This is a genomic window from Streptomyces sp. 4F14 (assembly GCF_048159485.1).
Classification (GTDB): domain Bacteria; phylum Actinomycetota; class Actinomycetes; order Streptomycetales; family Streptomycetaceae; genus Streptomyces.
In genome coordinates this window covers 98,966-119,575 of record NZ_JBLRVY010000013.1, presented here as the reverse complement: position 1 = coordinate 119,575, position 20,610 = coordinate 98,966, and the positions used below count along the sequence as shown (strand labels likewise).

At 71.8% G+C, this 20,610-nt stretch carries 18 protein-coding genes; 14 read left to right on the top strand and 4 right to left on the bottom strand.

Annotation, left to right across the window (positions count from 1 at the left end):
• The first annotated feature begins 65 nt into the window (after nt 1–65).
• The 7 genes from ACLZOT_RS23470 to ACLZOT_RS23440 all read left to right on the top strand — a co-directional run bounded on the left by ACLZOT_RS23470 (nt 66) and on the right by ACLZOT_RS23440 (nt 6,551).
• Nucleotides 66–1,082 carry a hypothetical protein gene (locus ACLZOT_RS23470; protein WP_416970999.1) on the top strand — a complete coding sequence of 339 codons (1,017 nt, stop codon included), beginning with the start codon at nt 66–68 and terminating at the stop codon, nt 1,080–1,082.
• Nucleotides 1,083–1,164: 82 nt separating this feature from the next.
• Nucleotides 1,165–2,700, top strand: coding sequence for an S-methyl-5-thioribose-1-phosphate isomerase (mtnA, locus tag ACLZOT_RS23465; RefSeq protein WP_416970998.1), 1,536 nt, complete (start codon nt 1,165–1,167; stop codon nt 2,698–2,700).
• A complete protein-coding gene (gene mtnB, locus ACLZOT_RS23460; RefSeq protein ID WP_416970997.1) occupies nt 2,697–3,377 on the top strand; it encodes a methylthioribulose 1-phosphate dehydratase in 681 nt (226 codons plus the stop codon). The genes mtnA and mtnB overlap by 4 nt, the downstream gene beginning before the upstream one ends.
• Nucleotides 3,374–3,952, top strand: coding sequence for a 1,2-dihydroxy-3-keto-5-methylthiopentene dioxygenase (locus ACLZOT_RS23455; protein WP_416970996.1), 579 nt, complete (start codon nt 3,374–3,376; stop codon nt 3,950–3,952). Before mtnB ends, ACLZOT_RS23455 begins: the two co-directional genes overlap by 4 nt.
• Complete coding sequence (locus ACLZOT_RS23450) at nt 3,949–4,521, top strand: hypothetical protein (protein ID WP_416970995.1); 573 nt, start codon at nt 3,949–3,951, stop codon at nt 4,519–4,521. The genes ACLZOT_RS23455 and ACLZOT_RS23450 overlap by 4 nt, the downstream gene beginning before the upstream one ends.
• Nucleotides 4,518–5,693: an aminotransferase class I/II-fold pyridoxal phosphate-dependent enzyme gene (locus ACLZOT_RS23445; RefSeq protein ID WP_416970994.1), complete on the top strand. Its 1,176-nt coding sequence runs from the start codon at nt 4,518–4,520 to the stop codon at nt 5,691–5,693. The genes ACLZOT_RS23450 and ACLZOT_RS23445 overlap by 4 nt, the downstream gene beginning before the upstream one ends.
• A gap of 63 nt (nt 5,694–5,756) precedes the next feature.
• Nucleotides 5,757–6,551 (top strand): S-methyl-5'-thioadenosine phosphorylase, encoded by a 795-nt coding sequence (locus tag ACLZOT_RS23440; protein WP_416970993.1) that lies wholly within the window; start codon nt 5,757–5,759, stop codon nt 6,549–6,551.
• A 149-nt stretch (nt 6,552–6,700) separates the two neighbouring features.
• Here the strand turns inward: ACLZOT_RS23440 and ACLZOT_RS23435 are convergent, their stop codons facing one another.
• Nucleotides 6,701–8,152: an AMP-binding protein gene (locus ACLZOT_RS23435; RefSeq protein ID WP_416970992.1), complete on the bottom strand. Its 1,452-nt coding sequence runs from the start codon at nt 8,150–8,152 to the stop codon at nt 6,701–6,703.
• Nucleotides 8,153–8,764: 612 nt separating this feature from the next.
• Between ACLZOT_RS23435 and ACLZOT_RS23430 the strand changes: the two genes are divergently transcribed.
• The 7 genes from ACLZOT_RS23430 (at nt 8,765) to ACLZOT_RS23400 (ending at nt 16,856) form a co-directional block, all read left to right on the top strand.
• Nucleotides 8,765–9,844, top strand: coding sequence for an LLM class flavin-dependent oxidoreductase (locus ACLZOT_RS23430; RefSeq protein WP_416970991.1), 1,080 nt, complete (start codon nt 8,765–8,767; stop codon nt 9,842–9,844).
• A 42-nt stretch (nt 9,845–9,886) separates the two neighbouring features.
• Nucleotides 9,887–10,318, top strand: coding sequence for a tetratricopeptide repeat protein (locus ACLZOT_RS23425; protein ID WP_416970990.1), 432 nt, complete (start codon nt 9,887–9,889; stop codon nt 10,316–10,318).
• Between the two features lie 231 nt (nt 10,319–10,549).
• The gene (locus tag ACLZOT_RS23420) at nt 10,550–11,089 is read left to right on the top strand and encodes a hypothetical protein (RefSeq protein WP_416970989.1); all 540 of its coding nucleotides are present in this window, start codon (nt 10,550–10,552) and stop codon (nt 11,087–11,089) included.
• Between the two features lie 70 nt (nt 11,090–11,159).
• On the top strand, nt 11,160–13,214 hold the full coding sequence (locus tag ACLZOT_RS23415; protein ID WP_416970988.1) for a PEP/pyruvate-binding domain-containing protein: 2,055 nt from the start codon (nt 11,160–11,162) through the stop codon (nt 13,212–13,214).
• Nucleotides 13,211–14,176 carry a hypothetical protein gene (locus ACLZOT_RS23410; RefSeq protein ID WP_416970987.1) on the top strand — a complete coding sequence of 322 codons (966 nt, stop codon included), beginning with the start codon at nt 13,211–13,213 and terminating at the stop codon, nt 14,174–14,176. Before ACLZOT_RS23415 ends, ACLZOT_RS23410 begins: the two co-directional genes overlap by 4 nt.
• Before the next feature lie 534 nt (nt 14,177–14,710).
• Nucleotides 14,711–15,868: an MFS transporter gene (locus tag ACLZOT_RS23405; RefSeq protein ID WP_416970986.1), complete on the top strand. Its 1,158-nt coding sequence runs from the start codon at nt 14,711–14,713 to the stop codon at nt 15,866–15,868.
• A gap of 262 nt (nt 15,869–16,130) precedes the next feature.
• A complete protein-coding gene (locus tag ACLZOT_RS23400) occupies nt 16,131–16,856 on the top strand; it encodes a TetR/AcrR family transcriptional regulator C-terminal domain-containing protein (RefSeq protein WP_416970985.1) in 726 nt (241 codons plus the stop codon).
• A gap of 40 nt (nt 16,857–16,896) precedes the next feature.
• Here the strand turns inward: ACLZOT_RS23400 and dacB are convergent, their stop codons facing one another.
• The 3 genes from dacB to ACLZOT_RS23385 all read right to left on the bottom strand — a co-directional run bounded on the left by dacB (nt 16,897) and on the right by ACLZOT_RS23385 (nt 20,537).
• On the bottom strand, nt 16,897–18,234 hold the full coding sequence (gene dacB / locus ACLZOT_RS23395) for a D-alanyl-D-alanine carboxypeptidase/D-alanyl-D-alanine-endopeptidase (protein WP_416970984.1): 1,338 nt from the start codon (nt 18,232–18,234) through the stop codon (nt 16,897–16,899).
• A gap of 299 nt (nt 18,235–18,533) precedes the next feature.
• Entirely contained in the window at nt 18,534–20,036 is a 1,503-nt protein-coding gene (locus ACLZOT_RS23390; protein WP_416970983.1) for an alpha/beta fold hydrolase, read from the bottom strand.
• A 177-nt stretch (nt 20,037–20,213) separates the two neighbouring features.
• Nucleotides 20,214–20,537 carry an antibiotic biosynthesis monooxygenase family protein gene (locus ACLZOT_RS23385; RefSeq protein WP_416970982.1) on the bottom strand — a complete coding sequence of 108 codons (324 nt, stop codon included), beginning with the start codon at nt 20,535–20,537 and terminating at the stop codon, nt 20,214–20,216.
• Between the last annotated feature and the right edge of the window lie 73 nt (nt 20,538–20,610).

Below are 20,610 nucleotides of genomic sequence, written 5' to 3'. Positions count from 1 at the left end.
GGCTCACCGAAACGGAAATCATCAATCCCCCCGAGATCCGTACCGCTCTCAATCCGGAGGAATTCGTGACTCAGCAGATTCTCGAAACGCCCGTTCATTCCGGCATGAGCCTGGTCGGCCAGATCCGCAGTGGGCTGGCCACCTACCTCCGCGTCCCCGAAAGCAGCATCACCATTCCGCAGAACGTGGACAAGTACCACGACAAGGACGCCCCGGCCCAGTCCGACCCCGCCCTGGAAGAGGTGTTCCAGCTGATGTGGGCGCTCAACGAGCGCGGTCTGTCCGACAGCCGGATAGGCAACACGGCGCTGCGCCGACGCCCGCTGACCACCGCCCTGGACCAGGTGCTCGGTGACATCGCCGAAGAACTGGGCGACGCCCCGCTGCAGTACACCGAACTCGGTCCCGAACCCGTCAAGACCAAGTACATCCTGCGCAACCTGCGCGAGAGCGGGCTGGACATCCGCCAGTACAACGGCGTGGACATCAACCCCGCGTCCCGCGAGACGATGCGCAGCGAACTCTCCTCCGTGCTGCCGGTGGAGCGCTTCACCTACCAGCAGACGCTGTTCGAGGAACTCGGCGAACGGGAGTACCGGGTGCCCGGCGTCCGGAACCTCGTGACCATGCTGGGCTTCGAGGAGGGCAACGAACACCCGTCGGCCATCAACAGGATGCTGGACCACATCCTGGAGCCCGGCGATCTCTTCCTGTCGGAGATGCAGATCCTCTCCGACGGCGGCTGGCACCCGATCTTCAACTTCTACCAGAACGATTTGATGCGCCGTTTCTCCAAGATCGCCCTGGAGCGCAGCCGACCGCACGTCGACTCCGAGTACGGCGTCTATCTCGTCCCGCTCTCCCTCGGCACCGACGGATCCCCCACCATGGCGGCGGTGACCGCGGAGCGCATCCGTAGCTCGCAGTCGGCGGACGACAGCATCTTCGTCACCAACTACTGCCTGAAGTTCGCCCTGGACGAGTACCGCCATCTGCGCGAGTCCTCGGGCCGGCTGAAGGTCCTGTCCGAACGCACCACGGCCGACGGTTCCGTCGTCTTCCAGCTGACGCGCAAGCTCTGACACCCTCTCCCGGCCGGCTCCGCCCAGCCCTCGCCAGGGCTGGGCGGAGCCGGCCGCACACCCCTCTCTCGGGAGCACTCTCGTGTCGCGATCACTTGACTGGATCGACGGGCGCCTCCGTGTGATCGACCAGCGGAAGCTGCCCGACCGCCAGGAACACCTGGACATCACCACGGTCGACGAACTCCTCGACGCCATCGCGGGCCTCGCCGTGCGCGGGGCACCGGCCCTCGCCGTCGCGGGCGCCTTCGGCGTGGCGCTCTCCGCCGCCCGGCACTCCGCCTCGGGGCCTCTCGACGCCGGCGCCGTACGCGCCGACGCCGACCGCATAGCCCGGTGCAGGCCGACCGCGGTGAACCTCTCCCGAGGCGTCGCGCGCGCCGTCGCCGTACTCGACGGCGGGGCGCACGCGGTCCTGGCCGAGGCGCGGAGGCTGCTCGACGAGGACGAACGCGTCAACCGCGCCGCCGCCGCCCACGCCGCCGAGTACCTCCTCGCGACGACGGGCCGCCGGCCCCTGCGCATCCTCACCCACTGCAACACCGGCAGCCTCGCGACGGGCGCCTGGGGCACCGCCCTCGGCGCCGTCCGCGACCTGCACGAGCGCGGGTCGCTCGCATCCGTCCTGGCCACCGAGACCCGGCCGCTGCTGCAGGGGGCCCGCCTCACCGCGTGGGAACTCCAGCGGGACGGCATCCCCGTGCGGCTGTGCCCCGACAGCGCCGCGGCCTCGGCGCTGAGGTCGGGGGCCGTCGACTGCGTGGTCGTCGGCGCCGACCGGGTCGCGGCCAACGGCGACGTCGTCAACAAGATCGGCACCTATCCACTGGCGCTGGCCGCCGCCCGCCACGGCGTTCCGTTCGTCGTCGTGGCCACCTCGGAGACGGTGGACGAGGCCACGTACCGCGGCGACGACGTCACCATCGAGCAGCGCCACGCGGACGAAGTCACCTCGCTGGGCGGCCGGCCTGTTGCCCCACCGGGCACACCGGTCTACAACCCGGCGTTCGACGTGACGCCGCACGACCTGATCAGTGCGGTGATCACCGAGCACGGAGTGCGCGCCCCGTCCCCGGCGAGCGGCCTGGCGCAGCAACTGGCCGCGCACACGGAGGCCGTGACCGACTTTCCCGCCCCGGGAGTTCTCTTCCAGGACCTGGCAGGTGTCTACCGCCGTCCTGGCCTGCTCAGGGCCGCGGCACGCGACATCGCGCGCCGCGTCGACGGCGGCTGCGATGCCGTGGTCGGGGTGGAGGCCCGGGGCTTCGTCCTGGCCGCCGCGGTCGCCGTCGAGGCCGGGCTGCCCCTGCTGCTGGCGCGTAAACCCGGCAGGACGCCGGGCAGGACCGAGCGCGTGTCGTACCGCAGCGAATACTCCACAGACACGCTGGAGTTGCCCGCGGGTGCGCTGAGCACCGGTCACCGGGCCCTGATCGTGGACGACGTCCTGGCCACCGGGGGGACCCTCGCCGCCGCCCGCGCGGTGGTGGAGGCGTGCGGCGGCACGGTCACGGGCTACGCGGTGCTCACCGAGATCGCCGCTCTGGAGGGGGCGGCCCGCCTGGCGCCGCTGCCCGTCCACGCGCTGCGGACCGTCCCGGAAGGAGACCCGGTGTGAAACCCCTCTTCGTCGACGAGAACGTGGAACTGCACCGCGAGCGACTCGCCACCACCTGCCGCGACCTGTACAGGCAGGGATGGATGCCGGGGACCTCGGGCAACCTCTCGGTGCGCTCGGGTGAGGCGGTCGTCATCACCGCCAGCGGGCGCGGCAAGCGCACGATGTCCAGGAACGACACGGTGCTGGTGGACCCCTTCGAGGGGCTGCCGCTGACCGGTGAGACCGAGTGGCCGTCGGCCGAGACCTCGATCCACCTGGCGGTCTATCGGTACGTCCCCGACTGCGGCGCCGTCATCCACGCGCACACGCCGTACGCCACGGCCGTCGCGACCCTGTGGGGCGCCGGCCCGGCGTGGGGCGAGGTGTGCTTCGAGGAACTGGAGTTGGCCAAAGGACTCGGGGTCGTCGATCCCGCACGGGTCGTGGTGCCGGTCTTCGCCAACTGGGCCGACGTGCCCCGCATCGCCGCCGATGTGCGGTCGTACCTCGGCGGGTCGGGTGTCCCCGCGCCGCCCGCCCTGCTCATCGACCGCCACGGCGTGACCGTATGGGGCCATGATCTCGATCAAGCCCGTGACCGGCTCGAATGCGTCGAGGACCTGAGCCGGCTGACCCTGCTGACCACGGAACGCGAACCTCGGACGGCGCGGAAGACCGCGGAGGCCGGACCATGACCCTGTTACAGATCATGCCCGACGACGCGCCCGGGACGGTGCTGCTGCGCACCGCCGAACTGGACACCGTCCGCGCGGAGCTGATCAGGATCGGCGTCCGGATCGAGCGGTGGCACACGGCCCGTCGGCTGCCGGCGGACGCCGACGACAAAGCCGTTCTGGAGGCGTACCGCAGCCATATCGACCACATCACCGCGGAGGGCGGCTACCGGCTCGTCGACGTGGCGCGGCTGACTCCGCGGCCCGAGGACCCCCGGTGGCCGCAGCAGGCCCGGACGGCTCGGGAGAAGTTCCTGGAGGAGCACTTCCACGACGAGGACGAGGTGCGCTTCTTCGTCGCGGGCTCCGGCTGCTTCTACCTGCACGTCCGGGGCAAGGTGTACGCGACCGTGTGCACGGCCGGAGACCTGCTGTCCGTGCCCAGCCGGACGGTGCACTGGTTCGACATGGGCGAGCAGCCGGACTTCACCGCCATCCGCTTCTTCCAGGAGGAGGACGGCTGGGTCGGCCGGTTCCTGCCGGACAGCATCGCGGCCTGTTTCCCGGGTCTCGACGAGCTGAGGGCAGCGGCATGACCGGCGCCGTCGTCCTGGACATCGAGGGCACCACCAGTTCCACCGCCCAAGTCCACGACGTCCTGTCCCCCTACGCCCGTCGGCGCGTGGCCGACCGGGTCGCTGCGCATCGCGGCTCGCCCGAGGTACGGCGGATCCTCTCCGACGTCGCCCGCACACCGGTCCTCACGGTGCACGACGACGGAGCCGCCGTACGGGTCCTGGAACGCTGGTCCGACGACGGCCGGAAGGCCGGGCCGCTGAAGCGGCTGCAGGGGCTGATCTGGTCGGAGGGCTATGCGAGAGGCGAGCTGTCCGGGCATGTCCACCCGGACACCGTCGAGGCACTGGCCCTCTGGCAGGAGCGAGGGGTCCGGGTCCACGCCTGTTCCTCCGGCGATCTGCGGGGGCGGCTCACCCACCACTTCGACACCGTCGCCGAACTGGACGCGGCACGCCTGGCCGACTGGTGCACGGCACTGGTCCGGCGGCCGCAGGAGCCGTCAGGGCCGGTCGAGGTCCAGGGCGACGGGCACCGCCATCCCGTCCATCCGGACCTGGTGTCCGTCGCGCGGGGGAGAGCACGATGAGCACGGCACCCGCCTCCCGCCCGACGCGCCGGGCCGCCGGCCTCGGGACCTCCGTCTTCGCGGAGATGACCGAGCTGGCCGTCCGTACCGGAGCGATCAACCTGGGCCAGGGCTTCCCCGAGGACGACGGCCCGCGCGAAGTCCTGGCCGCCGCGCAGCACGCCCTCGCCCACGGCTCCAACCAGTACCCGCCCCTCAACGGAACCCGGCCACTGCGTGAGGCCATCGTGCGCCAGCGCCTGCGCCGCCACGGCACGCGGTACGACCCCGAGACCGGCGTCGTGGTGACGAGCGGGGCCACCGAGGCGGTCACGGCGGCCGTCCTGGGCCTGTGCGCGGCGGGCGACGAGGTCCTGGTCTTCGACCCGGCGTACGACTCCTACCCGGCCGCCGCACAACTGGCCGGGGCCCGCTGCCGACGGGTACCGCTGCGCCCCGGCCCGCAGGGGTTCGGCTACGATCCCGACGCGCTGCGCGCAGCGGTCACCCCCGCCTGCCGGATGCTGCTGCTGAACACACCGCACAACCCCACGGGCAAGGTGTTCACCACCGACGAACTCGCGGACATCGCCGAGGTGTGCGTACGTCACGACCTGGTGGCGGTCGTGGACGAGGTGTACGAGTACCTCGTCCACGACGGGCGGCGGCATCACGCGCTCGCCGCCTTCGAGGGGATGGCCGACCGCACGCTGACGGTGTCGTCCGCCGGAAAGTCCTACAGCCTGACCGGCTGGAAGGTCGGCTGGGCCTGCGGACCGGCCGACCTGGTGACCGCGGTGCGCGCAGTGAAGCAGTACACGACCTATGCGACCGCCGCCCCGCTGCAGGACGCCGTGGCACTCGCGCTCGACCGGTACGAACCCTGGACGGCGGGTCTGCGCGCGGTGCTGCGGTCCAACCGTGACGCCCTCGCCGACTGTCTGCGGGCCGCCGGGACGACCGTCCTGCCCGCCGAGGGCGGCTATTTCCTGCAAGCCGATGTCGCGGGCACGGACACCCCCGACGCCCTGGAGTACTGCCGCGCCCTCGCCCTCCGGGCGCGCGTGGTGGCCATCCCCACGCAGGTCTTCGCGCAACGGCCGGACCCCTACGGCTCCCTGGTGCGCTTCGCGTTCTGCAAGTCGCCCCGGACGATCGCCGAGGCGGTGGCACGGCTGGAAGGACACGTCTGAACCCCCTGGCCGGGCATGACGGCCTCTCTGTTTTCACCACCATCCACCGAAAGTGACATGATCATGCCTGAAGCTGAGATCGCCGTCATCGGAGGATCCGGGCTCTACTCCCTCCTCTCCCTCCTCGACAACGGCCATGACGTCGAACCGGACACCCCGTACGGTCCGGTGAGCGACCCGATCACCGTAGGCATGCTCGGCACCCGCCCGATCGCCTTCCTTCCCCGCCACGGCCGTAGCCACCAGCACGCCCCCCACCGCGTCAACTACCGTGCCAACCTCTGGGCGTTGCGTGAACTGGGGGTCACCCGGGTGGTGGGCACCGGAGCGGTGGGGAGTCTCGACCCCGCCGTCCCGCCCGGCAGTCTGGTGATCCCCGACCAACTGGTGGACCGGACCGACGGCCGTGCGCAGACCTACTTCGACGGGCCGGACGTCGCCCATGCCCCGTTCGCCGATCCCTACTGCCCCGAAGGGCGCACCACGGCACTCAAGGCGGCCGACCGCAGCGGGTGGTCCGCCATCGACGGCGGCACCCAGGTCGTCATCCAGGGACCGCGCTTCTCCACCCGGGCCGAGTCCCGGTGGTACGCGGCCCAAGGGTGGTCGATCGTCGGGATGACGGCCCACCCGGAAGTGCTGCTGGCTCGTGAACTCGGCCTCTGCTACGTGCCGTTGTGTCTGGTCACCGACCTGGACGCCGGCATCCAGGAGGGAACGGGGGTGACGCAGGAGGAGGTGATGGCCGTCTTCACGCAGAACATCGAGCGGCTCCGGGACGTCCTCGTGACCACCCTCGCCGCCCTGCCCCCGCGACCGTCGTGCGCCTGCCGCTCGCTGGCACCGGCGCCGCTGTGATCCGACAGGGGCGGCGGCCGGGGTGACCGTGGGCCCCTCCTCCGGCGGCGTACCGGCTGGAGGAGGGGTGAGGCGCTGGCGTGGCGGCTACCGCGCCTTCGGCGCGGCGTGGATCCGGTGGAATGCGCTGGATCCCGCCCGAGCGGACCTCATTTCGGTGATCGGGCGAACAGGAGCGCGACGGTGCCGTCGGAGTGGCGACGGCCGAACAACCCCGTGCGCAGTGAACCCGTACCGGACGAGGTGGTCGCGACCGCGCGAGGGCCGCACGTCGAAGTGCCGCTTTCCGGCCAGGGCCACTTGTGCACGTCGATCCAGACCTCTCCGGTCTCCTCGAACTGCGCGTCACGGACGAGCGCTCCGCTGTGGACAGAGGGCGCCGGCCGGGCGGGCGCGACGACGTGCAGGGAATGGCCGGGCAGGGCCGTCGCGCGCAGCTTGCTTCCGGCCGCCTCCCGGACGGGGGATGCCATCAGCCCGACAGAGGTGTGCCGGTGACGGACACCCCAGCGGACCTCCTGCGGCAGCGCGGACAGCGTGGTCGCCAGGCCCGCCCCACCCCCGGCGCCGTCGGCCCTGGCCAGCGCTTCGGCACTCACCGAGCTGAGAAGCTGCACGGCGGAGGACGGGCCCGAAGAGACCGCGGCCGGGTACGAGGACGAGTTCTCGCCGAGCAACTCGACAGGAACATAGGCGAGTCGGGCATTCTCCCGGCCCGCCCATTCCTGTACCGCGGCAGTGGAACCGGCATCGGGTCCGCTCGCGACGAATGTGGTCGCGCCGGCCGTCAGCGGGCCCAGGAAGCTGAAGCACAGGTGCTCCACCGAACCGGCGGGCGCTGCGGTCACATACCGTTTACCGGGGCTCAACTGGGTAAAGAAGAGGTCCGTCAACCGCCCGACCGTGCAGGCGTAATGCGAGTGAAGTCGACCGCTGCCCACCCCCGTCATGGAATGTTCGAGGAGGAAGGGAGTGAGGGAATTGCGTGGGCTTTGTCCTCGGTGCCGGAGCGCGTGCCCGTAGGCGTCCTCATAAGGCGACCAGCCCGGGACGCGGCCTCCGACGGTGATGCCGGTCCAGGCCGCGGCGGGCCGTACCTCCTGGGCGAGTTCGGCGTCGATGACGAGAGCGGTGGCCCCGGAGAAGGCCGTCACCTCCAGCAGTTCGCCGCTCCTCGCCCCCGCCGGGACGGGCACGACGACGGCACCCAGCTTCAGTGCGGCCAGCTGGATCTCCCAGAGAGCCGCGCAGGCGTCGAGCGCGACGAGGATGCGGGTGCCGTGGCCCACGCCTTGCCGGACCAGCCAGCCGGCGGCGCGGTCGGAATTCTCCCGTAAGCCGTCAAAGGTGAGTTTCTGTACGGCTCCACCTCGTTCGCTCCAGATGACCGCGGGATCGAGGTTTCCTCTTGTGGTGGGGTCGAACCAGTCGGTGGCCCAGTTGAATTCGGCCAGATCTGGCCAGGAAAAGTCAGGGCGTGGATCAGTGCCTCCAGCGACGCAATCCAGGACTTTCTGTCGAATCGCCTCAAAAATGCGGGCCGAACTCCGCAAGGGATCCCCAATCGCCCGTACCGCAGAACAGGTCTTCGTCGATAGCATTCCGAAATCAGATTCCACGGAGCTCGCGCATTATGCGTCCGCCGCGGGGTGGGGCTGGAAATCGGTGTTCCTCATTGTGCGGAGTTGGTGATCCTTTGTGAAGCGGTGAGCTGCGGGAATCACCTCGGCTGCGGTCGGGGGCGGGCGGGCCCGCGGGTGCGGCGGCTGGCTGAACCCGCAGTCGTGATCGGCGAAGGGCGCTCGGCCGTCGGCGTGCGGACCGGAGCGCGTTCGGTATCCATACAGGTGGGTATACCTCTTGGGGCGAGGGCGTTGCCGCGCTCTGCTCGGCAGTCGGGACTGCTTGGAGAAGCCCACATGAGGATGTTGCTTCAGCACGCATGGAATCTCCTTCGAGACTTCGCGTACGGGATCGATGCGGGGCATGCCATCAGGCATGGTGCGCCCCTGCCGGATGCGCCCCGGAGGCCCTGCGCGCGGGGATCGTCGCGGGGCCGCGGGAACCGGTGAAGGCGGCCCGGGGCGCATCCGGTTCGCACCGCTCCCCGGTCGAGGGGGGTGTCGTGGAATAGTCGCCGGGGTGCGCGCGTTCTCACCGTACAGTTGATGTGTCAACTGAACGTGTGAACGGAAACTGGGAGGTCGAGGGCGATGCAGTTCGGCATCTTCACCGTCGGCGATGTGAGTACCGATCCGACCACGGGCCGCACCCCGACGGAGCATGAGCGGATCAAGGCGATGACGGCCGTGGCGCTCAAGGCGGAGGAGGCCGGGCTCGACGTCTTCGCGACCGGGGAGCACCACAACCGGCCGTTCGTGCCGTCCTCGCCGACCACCCTGCTCGGATACGTCGCCGCGCGCACCGAGCGGCTGATCCTCTCCACCTCCACGACGCTGATCACGACCAACGACCCGGTGAAGATCGCCGAGGACTACGCGATGCTCCAGCACCTCGCCGACGGCCGCGTCGACCTGATGATGGGCCGTGGCAACACCGGGCCGGTCTACCCCTGGTTCGGCAAGGACATCCGGGACGGCATCGACCTCGCGGTCGAGAACTACGCGCTGCTGCGGAGGCTGTGGCGCGAGGACACCGTCGACTGGGAGGGCAAGTTCCGTACGCCGCTCCAGGGGTTCACGTCGACGCCGAGGCCGCTGGACGACGTACCGCCCTTCGTCTGGCACGGGTCCATCCGGTCGCCGGAGATCGCGGAGCAGGCCGCGTATTACGGGGACGGGTTCTTCCACAACAACATCTTCTGGCCGGCCGACCACACGAAGCGGATGGTCGACCTGTACCGGCAGAGGTTCGCGCACTACGGGCACGGGACGCCGGAGCAGGCGATCGTCGGGCTCGGCGGGCAGGTCTACATGCGGCCGAACTCGCAGGACGCGATCCGGGAGTTCCGGCCCGTCTTCGACCACTCGCCGGTGATGGGCGGCGGGCTCCCGCTGGAGGACTACATGGCGCAGACGCCGCTGACCGTCGGCACCCCGGACCAGGTGATCGAGAAGACGCTCGCCTTCCGGGAGTACGCGGGCGACTACCAGCGCCAGTTGTTCATCGTCGACGGCGGCGGGATCCCGCTCGCGACCGTCCTGGAGCAGATCGACATGCTCGGCGAACTGGTCGTGCCCGTCCTGCGCGAGGAGTTCGCCGCACGCCGTCCGGCGGGCGTGCCGGACGGCCCGCCGACCCACGGTTCGCTGCTCGCGGACCGCGCCCGCTGACGCCTGCGACCCGATGTCCGACCGTTTGCAAGGAGGAAGACCGTGACCGCCGAGTTCAACGCCCACGCGGCGACCGACGGCGTCGCCCCCGACCGCTGGGCCAGCGCCCTGCACCTCTTCGACGACGGCCCCGGCGCCGCCCGCGAGGAGACCCCCGGTGAGCTCTGGGAGCGGGCCGGACTGCTCTTCGAGGCGAAGGACTACATCGCCGCCGCGAAGCTCCTGACCACCGTCGTCGAGGAGTTCCCGCAGCAGACCGCGCCCCGCCTGCTGCTGGCCCGCGCCTACTACCACTCCGCCCAGCTGAGCCGCGCCGAGGAGCAGCTGCGGCGCGTCGTGGAGCGCGACCCGGTGGAGCACTACGCCCACCTCATGCTGGGCCGCACCCTGGAGCGGCAGGGCCGGCAGGCCGAGGCGGAGCCGTGGCTGAGGATGGCCGCCGCGTTCTCCGGGGAGTTCCCCGACGACGAGTGAGGGTGCGAGAGACGCCGGGGTGTCCGTGGCTTTGTCCGGGGCACCCCGGCGATCTGTTCTCCCGGGAATGTTCGGCTCCGGAAGTTGTTGACATCTCAAAGGGCCGCGATGGAGAGTGGTTGATACGTCAACATCTCCGGACGGCCGGATCCAGCAGCACGGCCGGTGGAAACAGGAGGCTGCCGTGAAGGACGACCGTCCCGGCACAGCCACGACCGCGGGAACGGTCCGGTGAGCACACCGGCCGTACGCGGCCATCACCCCGACCGGCGGCTCATAGCCGGGTGCACGGCACTCGCCACCGCCACCGTGTACGTCGCCCTCGCGCTCGGCCACGACGCCGTACGCCTCGCCTCCGGCGCCGACGGATTCGTCCGCTGGCCCGCGACCGCGCTGACCCTCCTCTGGCTCGCCCGCCGCGACCAGGCCCTCTACGTCCGCGGCGCCATCGCCCTCCTGCTGACCGGCATCGGCGGAATCGCCGTCCTCGTCGCCCAGCACGGCGTACGGGCTCACGAGACCTCCCTCGTCCAGGACTACCTGGCCCTGCCCGGCACCGCCGCGGGCTGGTACGTCCTCATGGCGCTGGCCGTCGCGAGCGGGGCGAAACACTCCCTGACCCGCGCCGGCGCCGTACTCGCCGCGACCGCCGTCGGCCTCGGCGCGGTCCTCTCCGCGGACGACCCCCTCCTCGTCGCCCTCCTCGCCGTGGCCCTGCCCGGCGTCGCCTGGGCGCTGGCCGGTGCCCGGCCGCCGCACCGGTCCACCTGACCGACCGGTCCACCACCACGGCCGCACCGGGCCGTCTTTCACCCCCCCACCTCCAAGGGAAGAGCCACTCATGGGATTCGTAGGCGCCGAACTCGCCGTCGTACCACTGGACTCGGAGCAGGCGCGGCACACGTCCGTCACCGGCGCCAAGGCCGCCAACCTGGCACGCGCCGCCGTCGCGGGGCTGCCCACCCTGCCGGGCTTCGTCCTGGTCCCCGCCGAACGCGCACCCGACGCGCCGACCGGCGAGTACTCCGTACGCGCCCTGTGGCACGAACTCGGCGGCGACCAACGGCCCCTGGTGGTGCGCTCCTCCTCCGCGCACGAGGACACCGAGGACTCCTCCATGGCCGGCCGCTTCGAGTCCGTCCTCGACGTCCGCGGCTGGGAGGAGTTCAAGGTCGCCGTCGGCGTCGTCCTCGACTCCGCGCGCAGAGTACGGCCCCTGCGGCCACCGGAGGACGGACCCGACGACGACGGCATGGCCGTCCTCGTCCAGCCCATGCTGGCCTCCGCCGTCGGCGGCGTCATGTTCGGCGCCGACCCCGTCGAGGGCCGCACCGACCGCATCCTCGTCAGCGCCGTACGCGGCGGACCCGACCAGCTCGTCGACGGCAGCACCCAGGGCGTGCGGTACCAGCTCACCCGCATGGCCCGCCTCGTGCGCACCGAACCCTCCGGCGAGCGCCTCCTCTCCCACCGGCAGCGCGCCCGCCTCGTCCAGCTCGCGAAGCGGACCGAACGGGTCTTCGGCGGCCCCCAGGACATGGAGTTCGGCTTCGACGGCCACGGCACACTGTGGCTCTTCCAGGCCCGGCCCATCACCGCGATGGCCGCCCGGCCCGCCCCCGGCGCCCGCCTGCTGGGCCCCGGACCCGTCGCCGAGACCCTCCCCGGCGTCCTCCAGCCGCTGGAGGAGGACCTCTGGGTCACCCCCATGTCCCACGGCCTCACCCTCGCCCTCGACATCGCCGGCGCAGCCTCCCGCCGCCAACTGCGCCGGCTGCCCGCCGTCACGACCGTCCGCGGCCGCGCCGCCGCCGACCTGCGGCTGCTGGGCGCCGTGCCCTCCGCCCACCCCGTGCTCGACTTCATCAACCCGGCGCCGGGCGCCCGGCGGGCCGGGGCCGCCTGGCGCGTGGGGCGGCTGCGGTCCGCGCTGCCGCTGCTCGCCGTGGACCTGATGGCCGACGTGGACCGGCAGCTGGCGGACTTCCCGCCGCCCCGCGAGATGCTCGGCGGACAACTCGTCGACGCCGTCGGCTGGGGGCGGCAGGCCCTCGCCTCCCTGCACGCCCAGGAATCCCTCGCGGGCGCACTGCTCGGCGCGGGCACCGGCGCCACGGCCGCGGGCGAGGCGCTCGCCGAACTCGCCGAGGGACGCCTGCGCGGACTCACCGACGACCAGCTCATCGAACGCCACCCCGTCCTGCTGGCCCTCCTGCCCCCGACCCTCGGCCGACGCCCCGAACTGCCCGGCCGCACCGGCTGGACCGCCGCCCCGCGCGGCGTGGGCGCGCTGCCCGTCCGCGAGGGCCTCAGGCTGCGCATCCGGTGGGTCCAGGAGATGCAGGCCCGGATGGTCCAGGAGATGAACTGGCGCCTCGACACCGGCGACTGCGGCCTCGGACCGGCCCGGCTCGCCCTGCTGCGCTGGAGCGAACTGGTCCGCGCCACCGAGGGCGGCCCACTCCCCGCCGACCTCGACGAACGGGTACCCCGCGAGGACGAAGGCCCCCTGCCCGCCGTGTTCCGCCTCGCGGACGGACACCCCGTCGCCCAGGCCGCGCCCGGCCGCCGCGGCGCCGACGAGGGCCAGGGCGCCGGAGGCGGCTTCGGTGCCGGCACCGCCTGGGACGGGCACGGCGAGCGGCCCGAGCACGCCGTCCTCGTCGTCCGCTCCCTCGACCCCGCCCTCGCACCCCTGCTGCCGGGGCTCGCCGGACTCGTCGCGGAGACCGGCAGCGCGCTGTCCCACCTCGCAGTCCTCGCCCGCGAGTACGGCGTCCCGACCGCCGTCGGCGTGCCCGGCGCGGTGGACCGGTTCCTCACCGGTACCCCCCTCACCGTCGACGGCGGCAGCGGTGCCGTCGAGGCGTCCGCACCGAAGGAGCTGGCCGCATGAGAGCCGTACGCCTGGTCGGCTACACCTTCGGCGGGCTCTCCGCCGTCTACGCCGGCTACTACACCGTCGTCTACCTCACCCGCTGGGAGTGGCAGCGGGCGCTGATCTCCGCCGCGCTCCTCATCGTCGTCGAGGTGTTCCTCGCCACCGTGCTGGTCCTGACCCGGCTCGCCCGGCTCGAAGGCCGGATCGAGGCGTCCGACGCCCGCGTGGAGGAGGTGCGCCGACGCCTCGAACAGTCACGGTCGCCGATCCCCAACCGGTTCAACTGGCTGTCCTCCGTGGACCGCACCCCACTCGACGGGACCCAGCGGACGTTCGTCTTCGTGCCCGTCCTCATGGTCGCGGGCGCCGCGCTCTCCGGGATCGCCCTGGTGATCCAGAAGATCGCCGGCGCCACGGCCCGCCCCGGCGCGGAACGCCGCCTCGCCGGACGCCTCGCCGCGCTGACCGCGCCGACCCTGGGCGAGGGGGTTGCGGGGAGCGGCACGGCAGGGAACCGGCGTTCCGCGCCGGGGACCACGGCGCCCGGGACACTGGGAGACGCCGTCCCGCGTGCCCGCACGGGTCGCCGGCTCCTCGCCGTCACCGCCGGCGTCGTCGGGCTGCTCCTCGTCCCCCTGCTGTGGACCGCCCTCGCGGACGCCACCCAGACCCGCGCCGAAGAGGCCCCCCACGCGGCGAGCACGACCCTGGTCTTCCGCGTCGACACCTACGGCGACCACAGCGCCGCCGCCGTCCAGCTCGCCGCGCAGGACCTGTGGGAGACCTGCCGGCGCTCCACCGCCGCCCAGAACGCGGACACGAGCCTCAGCGCACTGCGGGACGGCGTCTACACAGGAGTCGTCCGACCCGCACTGCCCTCCCACGACGTGATGCGGCTGCGGGGCTGCCTGGAGGACGCGAACACGAACCGGACGAGTGCGGTCGTGCTGGGGGAGGGGCAGGCGGACAGCCGCTGAGGCGGGGTGCGGGGTGACGCCGGGTGGTGCGGCATCGGGGGTGGGGGCCTGAGTTGGGGTTGGAGAGGGGATCGGGGGCGAGAGACGGAGAATCGGGGGTAGGGGTGGGGTGCGGCGGGGGAGTGCTGGGGGTGGCGCCGAGGCGCGGCGGGCGAATGCGGGAGGTCGGGTGCGGGGTTGGGGCAGGGCCGGGGAGTGGTGGGCGAAGGGTGGTGAACGGAGACCGGTGAGTGGAGAGGCTTCCCTCGCGGGACGCTCTGGCTTTCGCCTTCGGCCCAGGCGTCCGGGTTCGGGCTTTGGCCCCGGCTCCGAATCCGGTCCCAGCCCCAGCCCCAGCCCCAGTCTCGGGTTCGGCCGTGATTTCGGTCCCGGCCCCAGCTCCGGCCTTGGGGGCGACCCCAACTCCAACTACGGCTTCGGCCTCGGGGTTTCGGATGCCGGGCCGTGGTTGCTGATCTCTTTCCAGATGCTGATCGCCGTGATGGCATGGTCGCGCCGCGAAGGTGACGTCCCCACGCGAACGGAGTGTCTCGGATGCCGGTCGGACTGGTCGCGCTGGCCCTCGGAGGGTTCGGCATCGGGCTGACCGAGTTCCTCATCGCGGGGCTGCTGCCACAGGTCGCGGAGAGTTTCTCGGTGTCCGAGGCGGCTGCCGGCCGGCTGATCTCCGGGTATGCGCTGAGCGTCGCGGTCGGGGCGATCGCGTTGACCGCGGCGACGGCACGGCTCCCGCGCAAACAGGTCCTCGTCGGCCTCGTGGGGCTGTTCGTCATCGGCAATCTCCTCTCCGCGGTCGCGTCGGACTACTCGGTGATGATGCTGGGGCGGATCGTCGCGGCGCTGTGCCACGGTTCGTTCTTCGGCATCGGCTCGCTCGTCGCCCGTTCGCTCGTCGCCCCTGAGAAGAAGTCCCAGGCCGTCGCGGTGATGTTCGCCGGTCTGACGGTCGCGAACGTGCTCGGCGTGCCCTTCGGCGCACTGGTCGGGGAACGGTGGGGCTGGCGTGCCGCCTTCTGGGCGGTCACCGGCATCGGGGTCCTCGCGCTGGCCGGCATCGCCGCCCTCGTCCCGGCCACCGCGTCGCCGCCTGTGTCTCAGGGGCTGCGTGAACAGTTCCTCGCGTTTCGCTCCGCTCAGGTCTGGCTCACTCTGGTCGCCACCGCGCTGAGCTATGGCGGCATGTTCGGGGCGTTCAGCTACATCGCCTACACCTTCACCGAGGTCAGTGGGTTCTCCTCCGGCGATGTCGCCTGGCTGCTGATGGTGTACGGGGTCGGTCTGGTCGTCGGGAATCTGGTGGGCGGGCGCGCGGCGGACCGGGATCGGGACCGGGCGCTGGTGTGGGCACTGGGCGGGCTCGCGGTGACCCTGACGGTGTTCGGGGCGCTGGCGGGGAGTGGGAGCGCCTCGGTGGTGCTGGTGTTCCTGATGGGGGTGACCGGGTTCGCGAGCGTGCCGGGGATGATCACGCGGGTCACGGATCACGCGGGTGGGGCGGCGTTGGCGGCCAGCGCGAATGTGTCGGCTTCCAATGTGGGCAACGCGTTGGGGGCTTGGCTGGGGGGTGTGGGGATATCGGCGGGGTTGGGGTACCGGTCGCCTCTCTATGCGGGGGCGGGGATCGTGGTGGTGGCGTTGGGGGTGATGGTGGTGGCGGCCCGGATGGATCGGGCGGTCGTGGTGCGGAGTTGAGGGGTGCGAGGGCTGAAGGAACTGGAGGGGGCTGGGTGTTCGTGGTTCCCGGCCCTGGTTCGCGGCTTTCGGCCATTGCGGCCGGGTCCTGCGGCCCGTGTACTCGGCCGAGCGCGGGCGTTGGGTGGAGCTGCGCCCGCCCGATGCCAGGCAGTAACTCGCGCGCGAGCCCCGTGAGAACGTTGTACGCAAAGAGGGAACGGTGTGCGCACCGCGCGGTATGCTGGCCCGGACGAAGCCCCGGCGAGGAAACAGGAGCGTCATGACGGCCAAGCGGAACCCGATCCCCTCGGTATGGGCCCGCCCCCGGCGCGAACCGGACCAACCCGCGCTCAGCCGGGCCGCGATCGTGCGCGAGGCGGTCGCGGCGCTGGACGCGGAGGGCGTCGAGGCGCTCAGCATGCGCAAGCTGGGGGCGCGGCTGAACGCGGGCGCGACCTCGCTGTACCGGCACGTCGCGACCAAGGACGAGCTGATGGAGCTGGCCGCCGACGAGGTCTTCGGCGAGATCGCCGTACCCCCGGCGGACGGTGACGACTGGCGGGGTGCTGTGGCGGACGCGGCGTTCTCGTTCCGGGCGACGATCCTGCGCCACCCCTGGCTGGCCTCCGTCCTCGGTCAGGCGGGCCTCGCCTACCTGGGCCCCAACCTGATGTCCCGCACCGAGAGCCTCGCCGCGCTCTTCGTCCGCGCCGGCTTCCCCGACCCCGGCAACGCGATCTCCGCGCTCCTGTCGTACGTCACCGGCATGAGTGCCACGGAGGCCGCCTGGCTCGGTACGGTCGCCCGCTCCGGCGACACCGAGGCCGACTTCGTGGCCCGCCTGATGCCGGCGGCGGAACAGGCGGCGGCGGGCTACACGCACCTCGCGGACGGATACCGGGCACCGGAAGGCCAGGGCCCGCAGGAGGCACGGGAGACGAAGTTCCGGTACGGCCTCGACGTGGTGCTGGACGGCCTGGCGCTGAGGCTGCCGGACGGGGCCTGACGCGGACCCCGGGGTCACATCAACCCCGGGGTGAACCCCCTTACGCCCAGCAGCCGTTGACCGTCGCCGCCAGTCCGTCCATCGCGTCCTTGATGTCCCCCGGCGCGGCGGTGGAGTTGTTCTCGACGAAGGAGAACACCTTCCACCGCCCGTCCTGCGCCTGCGTGAACCCGCTGAGCGCGATGGCCCCGGTCAGCGTCCCCGTCTTGGCCATGACCTTCCCGACCGCACAGGAGGAGTCGGCCGTGTCGAAGCGCCCCCACTCGGGCCCGAGCGTGGCGCCGGCCTCGCCTGCGACGGGCAGGCCGTCCTTGATGTACTTGAGGGTCTGGCTGTAGCGCGGGTTCGTCGTGAGGTCGAGGATGTCCGCGAGGGTCTGCGCCGGGATCCGGTCGGCGCGGGAGAGCCCGCTGCCGTCGTGGATCTCGAAGTTCTCCATGGAGACCCCGTACCGGTGGGCGAGGACGTCACGGACGACGGCCGTGCCGTCCTCGAAGGTGGCCGCGCGGCCGGCACCGAGCGCGGTCATCCGCAGCAGCGTCTCGGCGATGTTGTTGTCGCTGGTCTTCAGCATCGTCTTGACGATGGTGGACAGCTTCCCGGAGGTGTGGCGGGCGACCGGCACGTCCGTACGCGACGCGGTGCCGTGCGCGACGTCGCCGTCCACGGTCACGCCCTGCTCGCCGAGGAGCTTCGCGAAGACCTGCCCGGCGTCGAGAGAGGTGTCCATGACGCCGTGCCCGTCGACGACGAGCGCGCGCACGGGCGCGATGTTGTCGGGGTAGTAGCCGTCGTTCCAGCCGGTCGCGAGGGACGGCTCGGGGAAGAGGCTGTCGTCGACGTGGACCTTGACGGAGGTGAGGCCCGCCGCCTTGATCCCGGCCGCCGCGGTCTTCGCCAGCTCCTGGAGGTCGCCCGAGGTCAGCGTGCGGTCGCCGCCGCCGACGAGGGTGAGCGTGCCGTCGCCGTACACGACCTTCGTGGTGAAGCGGTGGTCGGGGCCGAGGACCGTCAGGGCGGCCGTCGAGGTCGCGAGCTTCGCGTTGGACGCCGGCATGAGGGCGGTCGTCGCGTCGTGGCCCCAGATCTGTTTGTCCGACTTGGCGTCGATGACGACACCGCTGAACGTCGTGCCGAGGCGGGTGTCCTGGACGCGGGTGTTGAGGTTGTCGGCGATCTTCTGCTCGGCGGGGTCGAGTTCCGTCGCGCCGGCCTTCGTCGCGGTGGCCTTCTCGGCGGCGAACGCGGAGGGGCCGGCCAGGATCGTGCCGGCGACCGGGGCCACCGCCGCGACGAGGAGGGCGCGGCGGACCGCCGGGTTCATCTCGCGCGGCTTGCGGTGACGCCCGCGCGCGCCGGAGAAGGAGGTGCTCGACATGGAGGGGTCCTAGTGGGGGGTGGGGATGGACCTGGCCGAAAGTAGCAGTCGAAAAAGTTTGTACCTTCAAGTAGGCGTGAAGGAGATGTGAAGACCTCCGGGTGCGGGGGAAGGCCCGGGAAGGGGTATAGTTGATCTCACGCCGGACAGCCCAACTCGGTTGAAACGGCAGTGCGTTGGTGGTCCAAGGAAAGACGCCCCGCTTCCTGCGGGGAGATGTAAGTGCAAGGCTTGCCCAGCGCTCAGGCGAAGAGCCCCGCTTCTGAAGAAGCGGGGCTCTTGCCGTGTCAGGACTCGCGTCAGGGGCGGCAGGTCACATCCCCGGCCGGCAGGCGTCCGCTCGCCAGATAGGCGCGCACCCCGTCGTCCGCGCAGGCGTTCCCGTACACCCCGAACACCGCGTGCTGCGCCGGCCCCGCCAGCGTGATCAGCCGGGACGACGGCCAGTTGCGGCGCTGGGCGAGCGCGCCCGCGTACGTGGTGCGCGGATCGCCCGTGGCGTTGACGAGGAGCGCCGGGAAGTCGTCCCGGACCGCCGTCGGGGCCTCGCGCGGAGCGGCCCAGAAGGCGCAGGGGCCGATGTTGCGGGTCACGGGGGTCAGCAGCGGGTCCGTCAGCCGGCCGCGCTCGATGTCCCGCCGGTACACCTCCGGGTCACGCTCCGCGGGGACGTCACCGCAGAGGATCGCCGACTGCACGCTGCCGTACGACGACTCCTCGCCGGTCAGCACGAACCGCAGCGTCTCCGCGAGCGCCGGGGACGGCTCCACCGGGCCGCCCTGCGCGGCTCGCGCCAAGTCGCCGACGGCGCGCGCGAGTTCGCCGTACGCCTGGTCGTTGTCCTGGGAGAGGCCGGTGAACAGGACGAGCGGGACGACGCGTTCGTCGACGCGGTACGGGCCGACGGGCAGGGGGGCTCGGGTCGCCGCCGCCCGGATGCGGTCGACTGCCTTGAGTACGGCGGCACTTGTGGCGCCCAGCCGGTACGTCGCGTGCCGGGTCGCCGTCCAGGCCGCCCAGTCCTCCAGCGCGGCCCGGTTCGCGGACTCGGTGGGGCGCAGGAGGCGCGGGGAGTAGTGGGCCGGGTCGATGACGCCGTCCAGGACCATGCGGTCGACGCGGGCGGGGAACATCGTCGCGTACACCTCGCCCAGGTAACTCCCGTACGAGTAGCCCAAGTAGGAGACCTTCCGCTCGCCCAGCGCCGCGCGGATCACGTCCATGTCGCGGGCGGTGTTGCGGGTCGTCACGTACGGCAGGACGTCCCCGGCGTTCTTGCGGCACAGGGCGGCGAGGTCGCGCGCGAACCCGGCGTCGAAAGGAGACGGGGCGCCCCAGATCGACGTACCGGTAGGCCACTTGCAGTCCAGCGGCGTGCTCCGGCCCACGAACCGCGGGTCGACCCCGACGACGTCGTACCGGCCGGCGACCTCCTTCAACTCCCCCCGGATCCACGGCGGATCGCCGATCGTGGCCCCGCCGGGACCGCCGCCGTTGAGGAGCAGCGCCCCGATCCGGTGCGCGCTGTCCGTCCCCCGGATCCTCGATATCGCGACGGTGATGGTCCGCCCGCCGGGGTCGGCGTAGTCCAACGGCACAGTGACGTCAGCACACTTGGCGCCTGCCTCCTCCAACTCCTTCCCCGTGGTGTCGTCCGGCCCCGTCACGCAGCTCTTCCAGTCGAGCCGCTGCTCATGGAACCGGGCGAGGGGATCGGTGGCGGCCGACGCGGTCAGCGGGAGCGCGGCGAGGGCGAGAGCGGAACAGAGGGCAACTCGGGTTCGTACAGCGAAAGTTGTCACGCGACCCCACGCTAGAGATCGCCCCCGGCCCGAACACGCCGACAGCCCCGCCGGTCCACCCGGGTGCCAACCCCCTTGTGCACGGCCCCTGTTGCCGGTAGCGGCTGAGTCACCCCACCCCTGAGCCGGGGCCCCCGAAGGAGCCCCTGCCCCCGAGGGCGACCCCGGCTCACAACGTCACTCGCTCTTCGGCCCCGTCGACTGCACCACCTCGAACGACCACAGCTCCGACGCGGAGGACGCCGGCTTGGGGCGTTCCCCCTCCGCCCCGCCCTGGTGGGCCTGCTTCATCGGACCCTCCATCCACGCCTGGAAGGCCGCCTCGTCCCGCCACCGCGTGTACACGAGGTACGTGTCGGTGCCCTCGACCGGCCGCAGGAGTTCGAACCACTCGAAGCCGTCGGAGTTCTCGACCGCGTGGGCACGGCCCGCGAACCGCTTCTCCAGGGTCTCGCGCTGCTCGGCTGGGACGGTCAGTACGTTGATCTTGACTACGCTCATGCGTCCATCCTGCCTGTCCCCTCGGGCACCCCCGCACCCCGCCCCCTCCTGCTGCCTTCTCCGGCACCCCCAC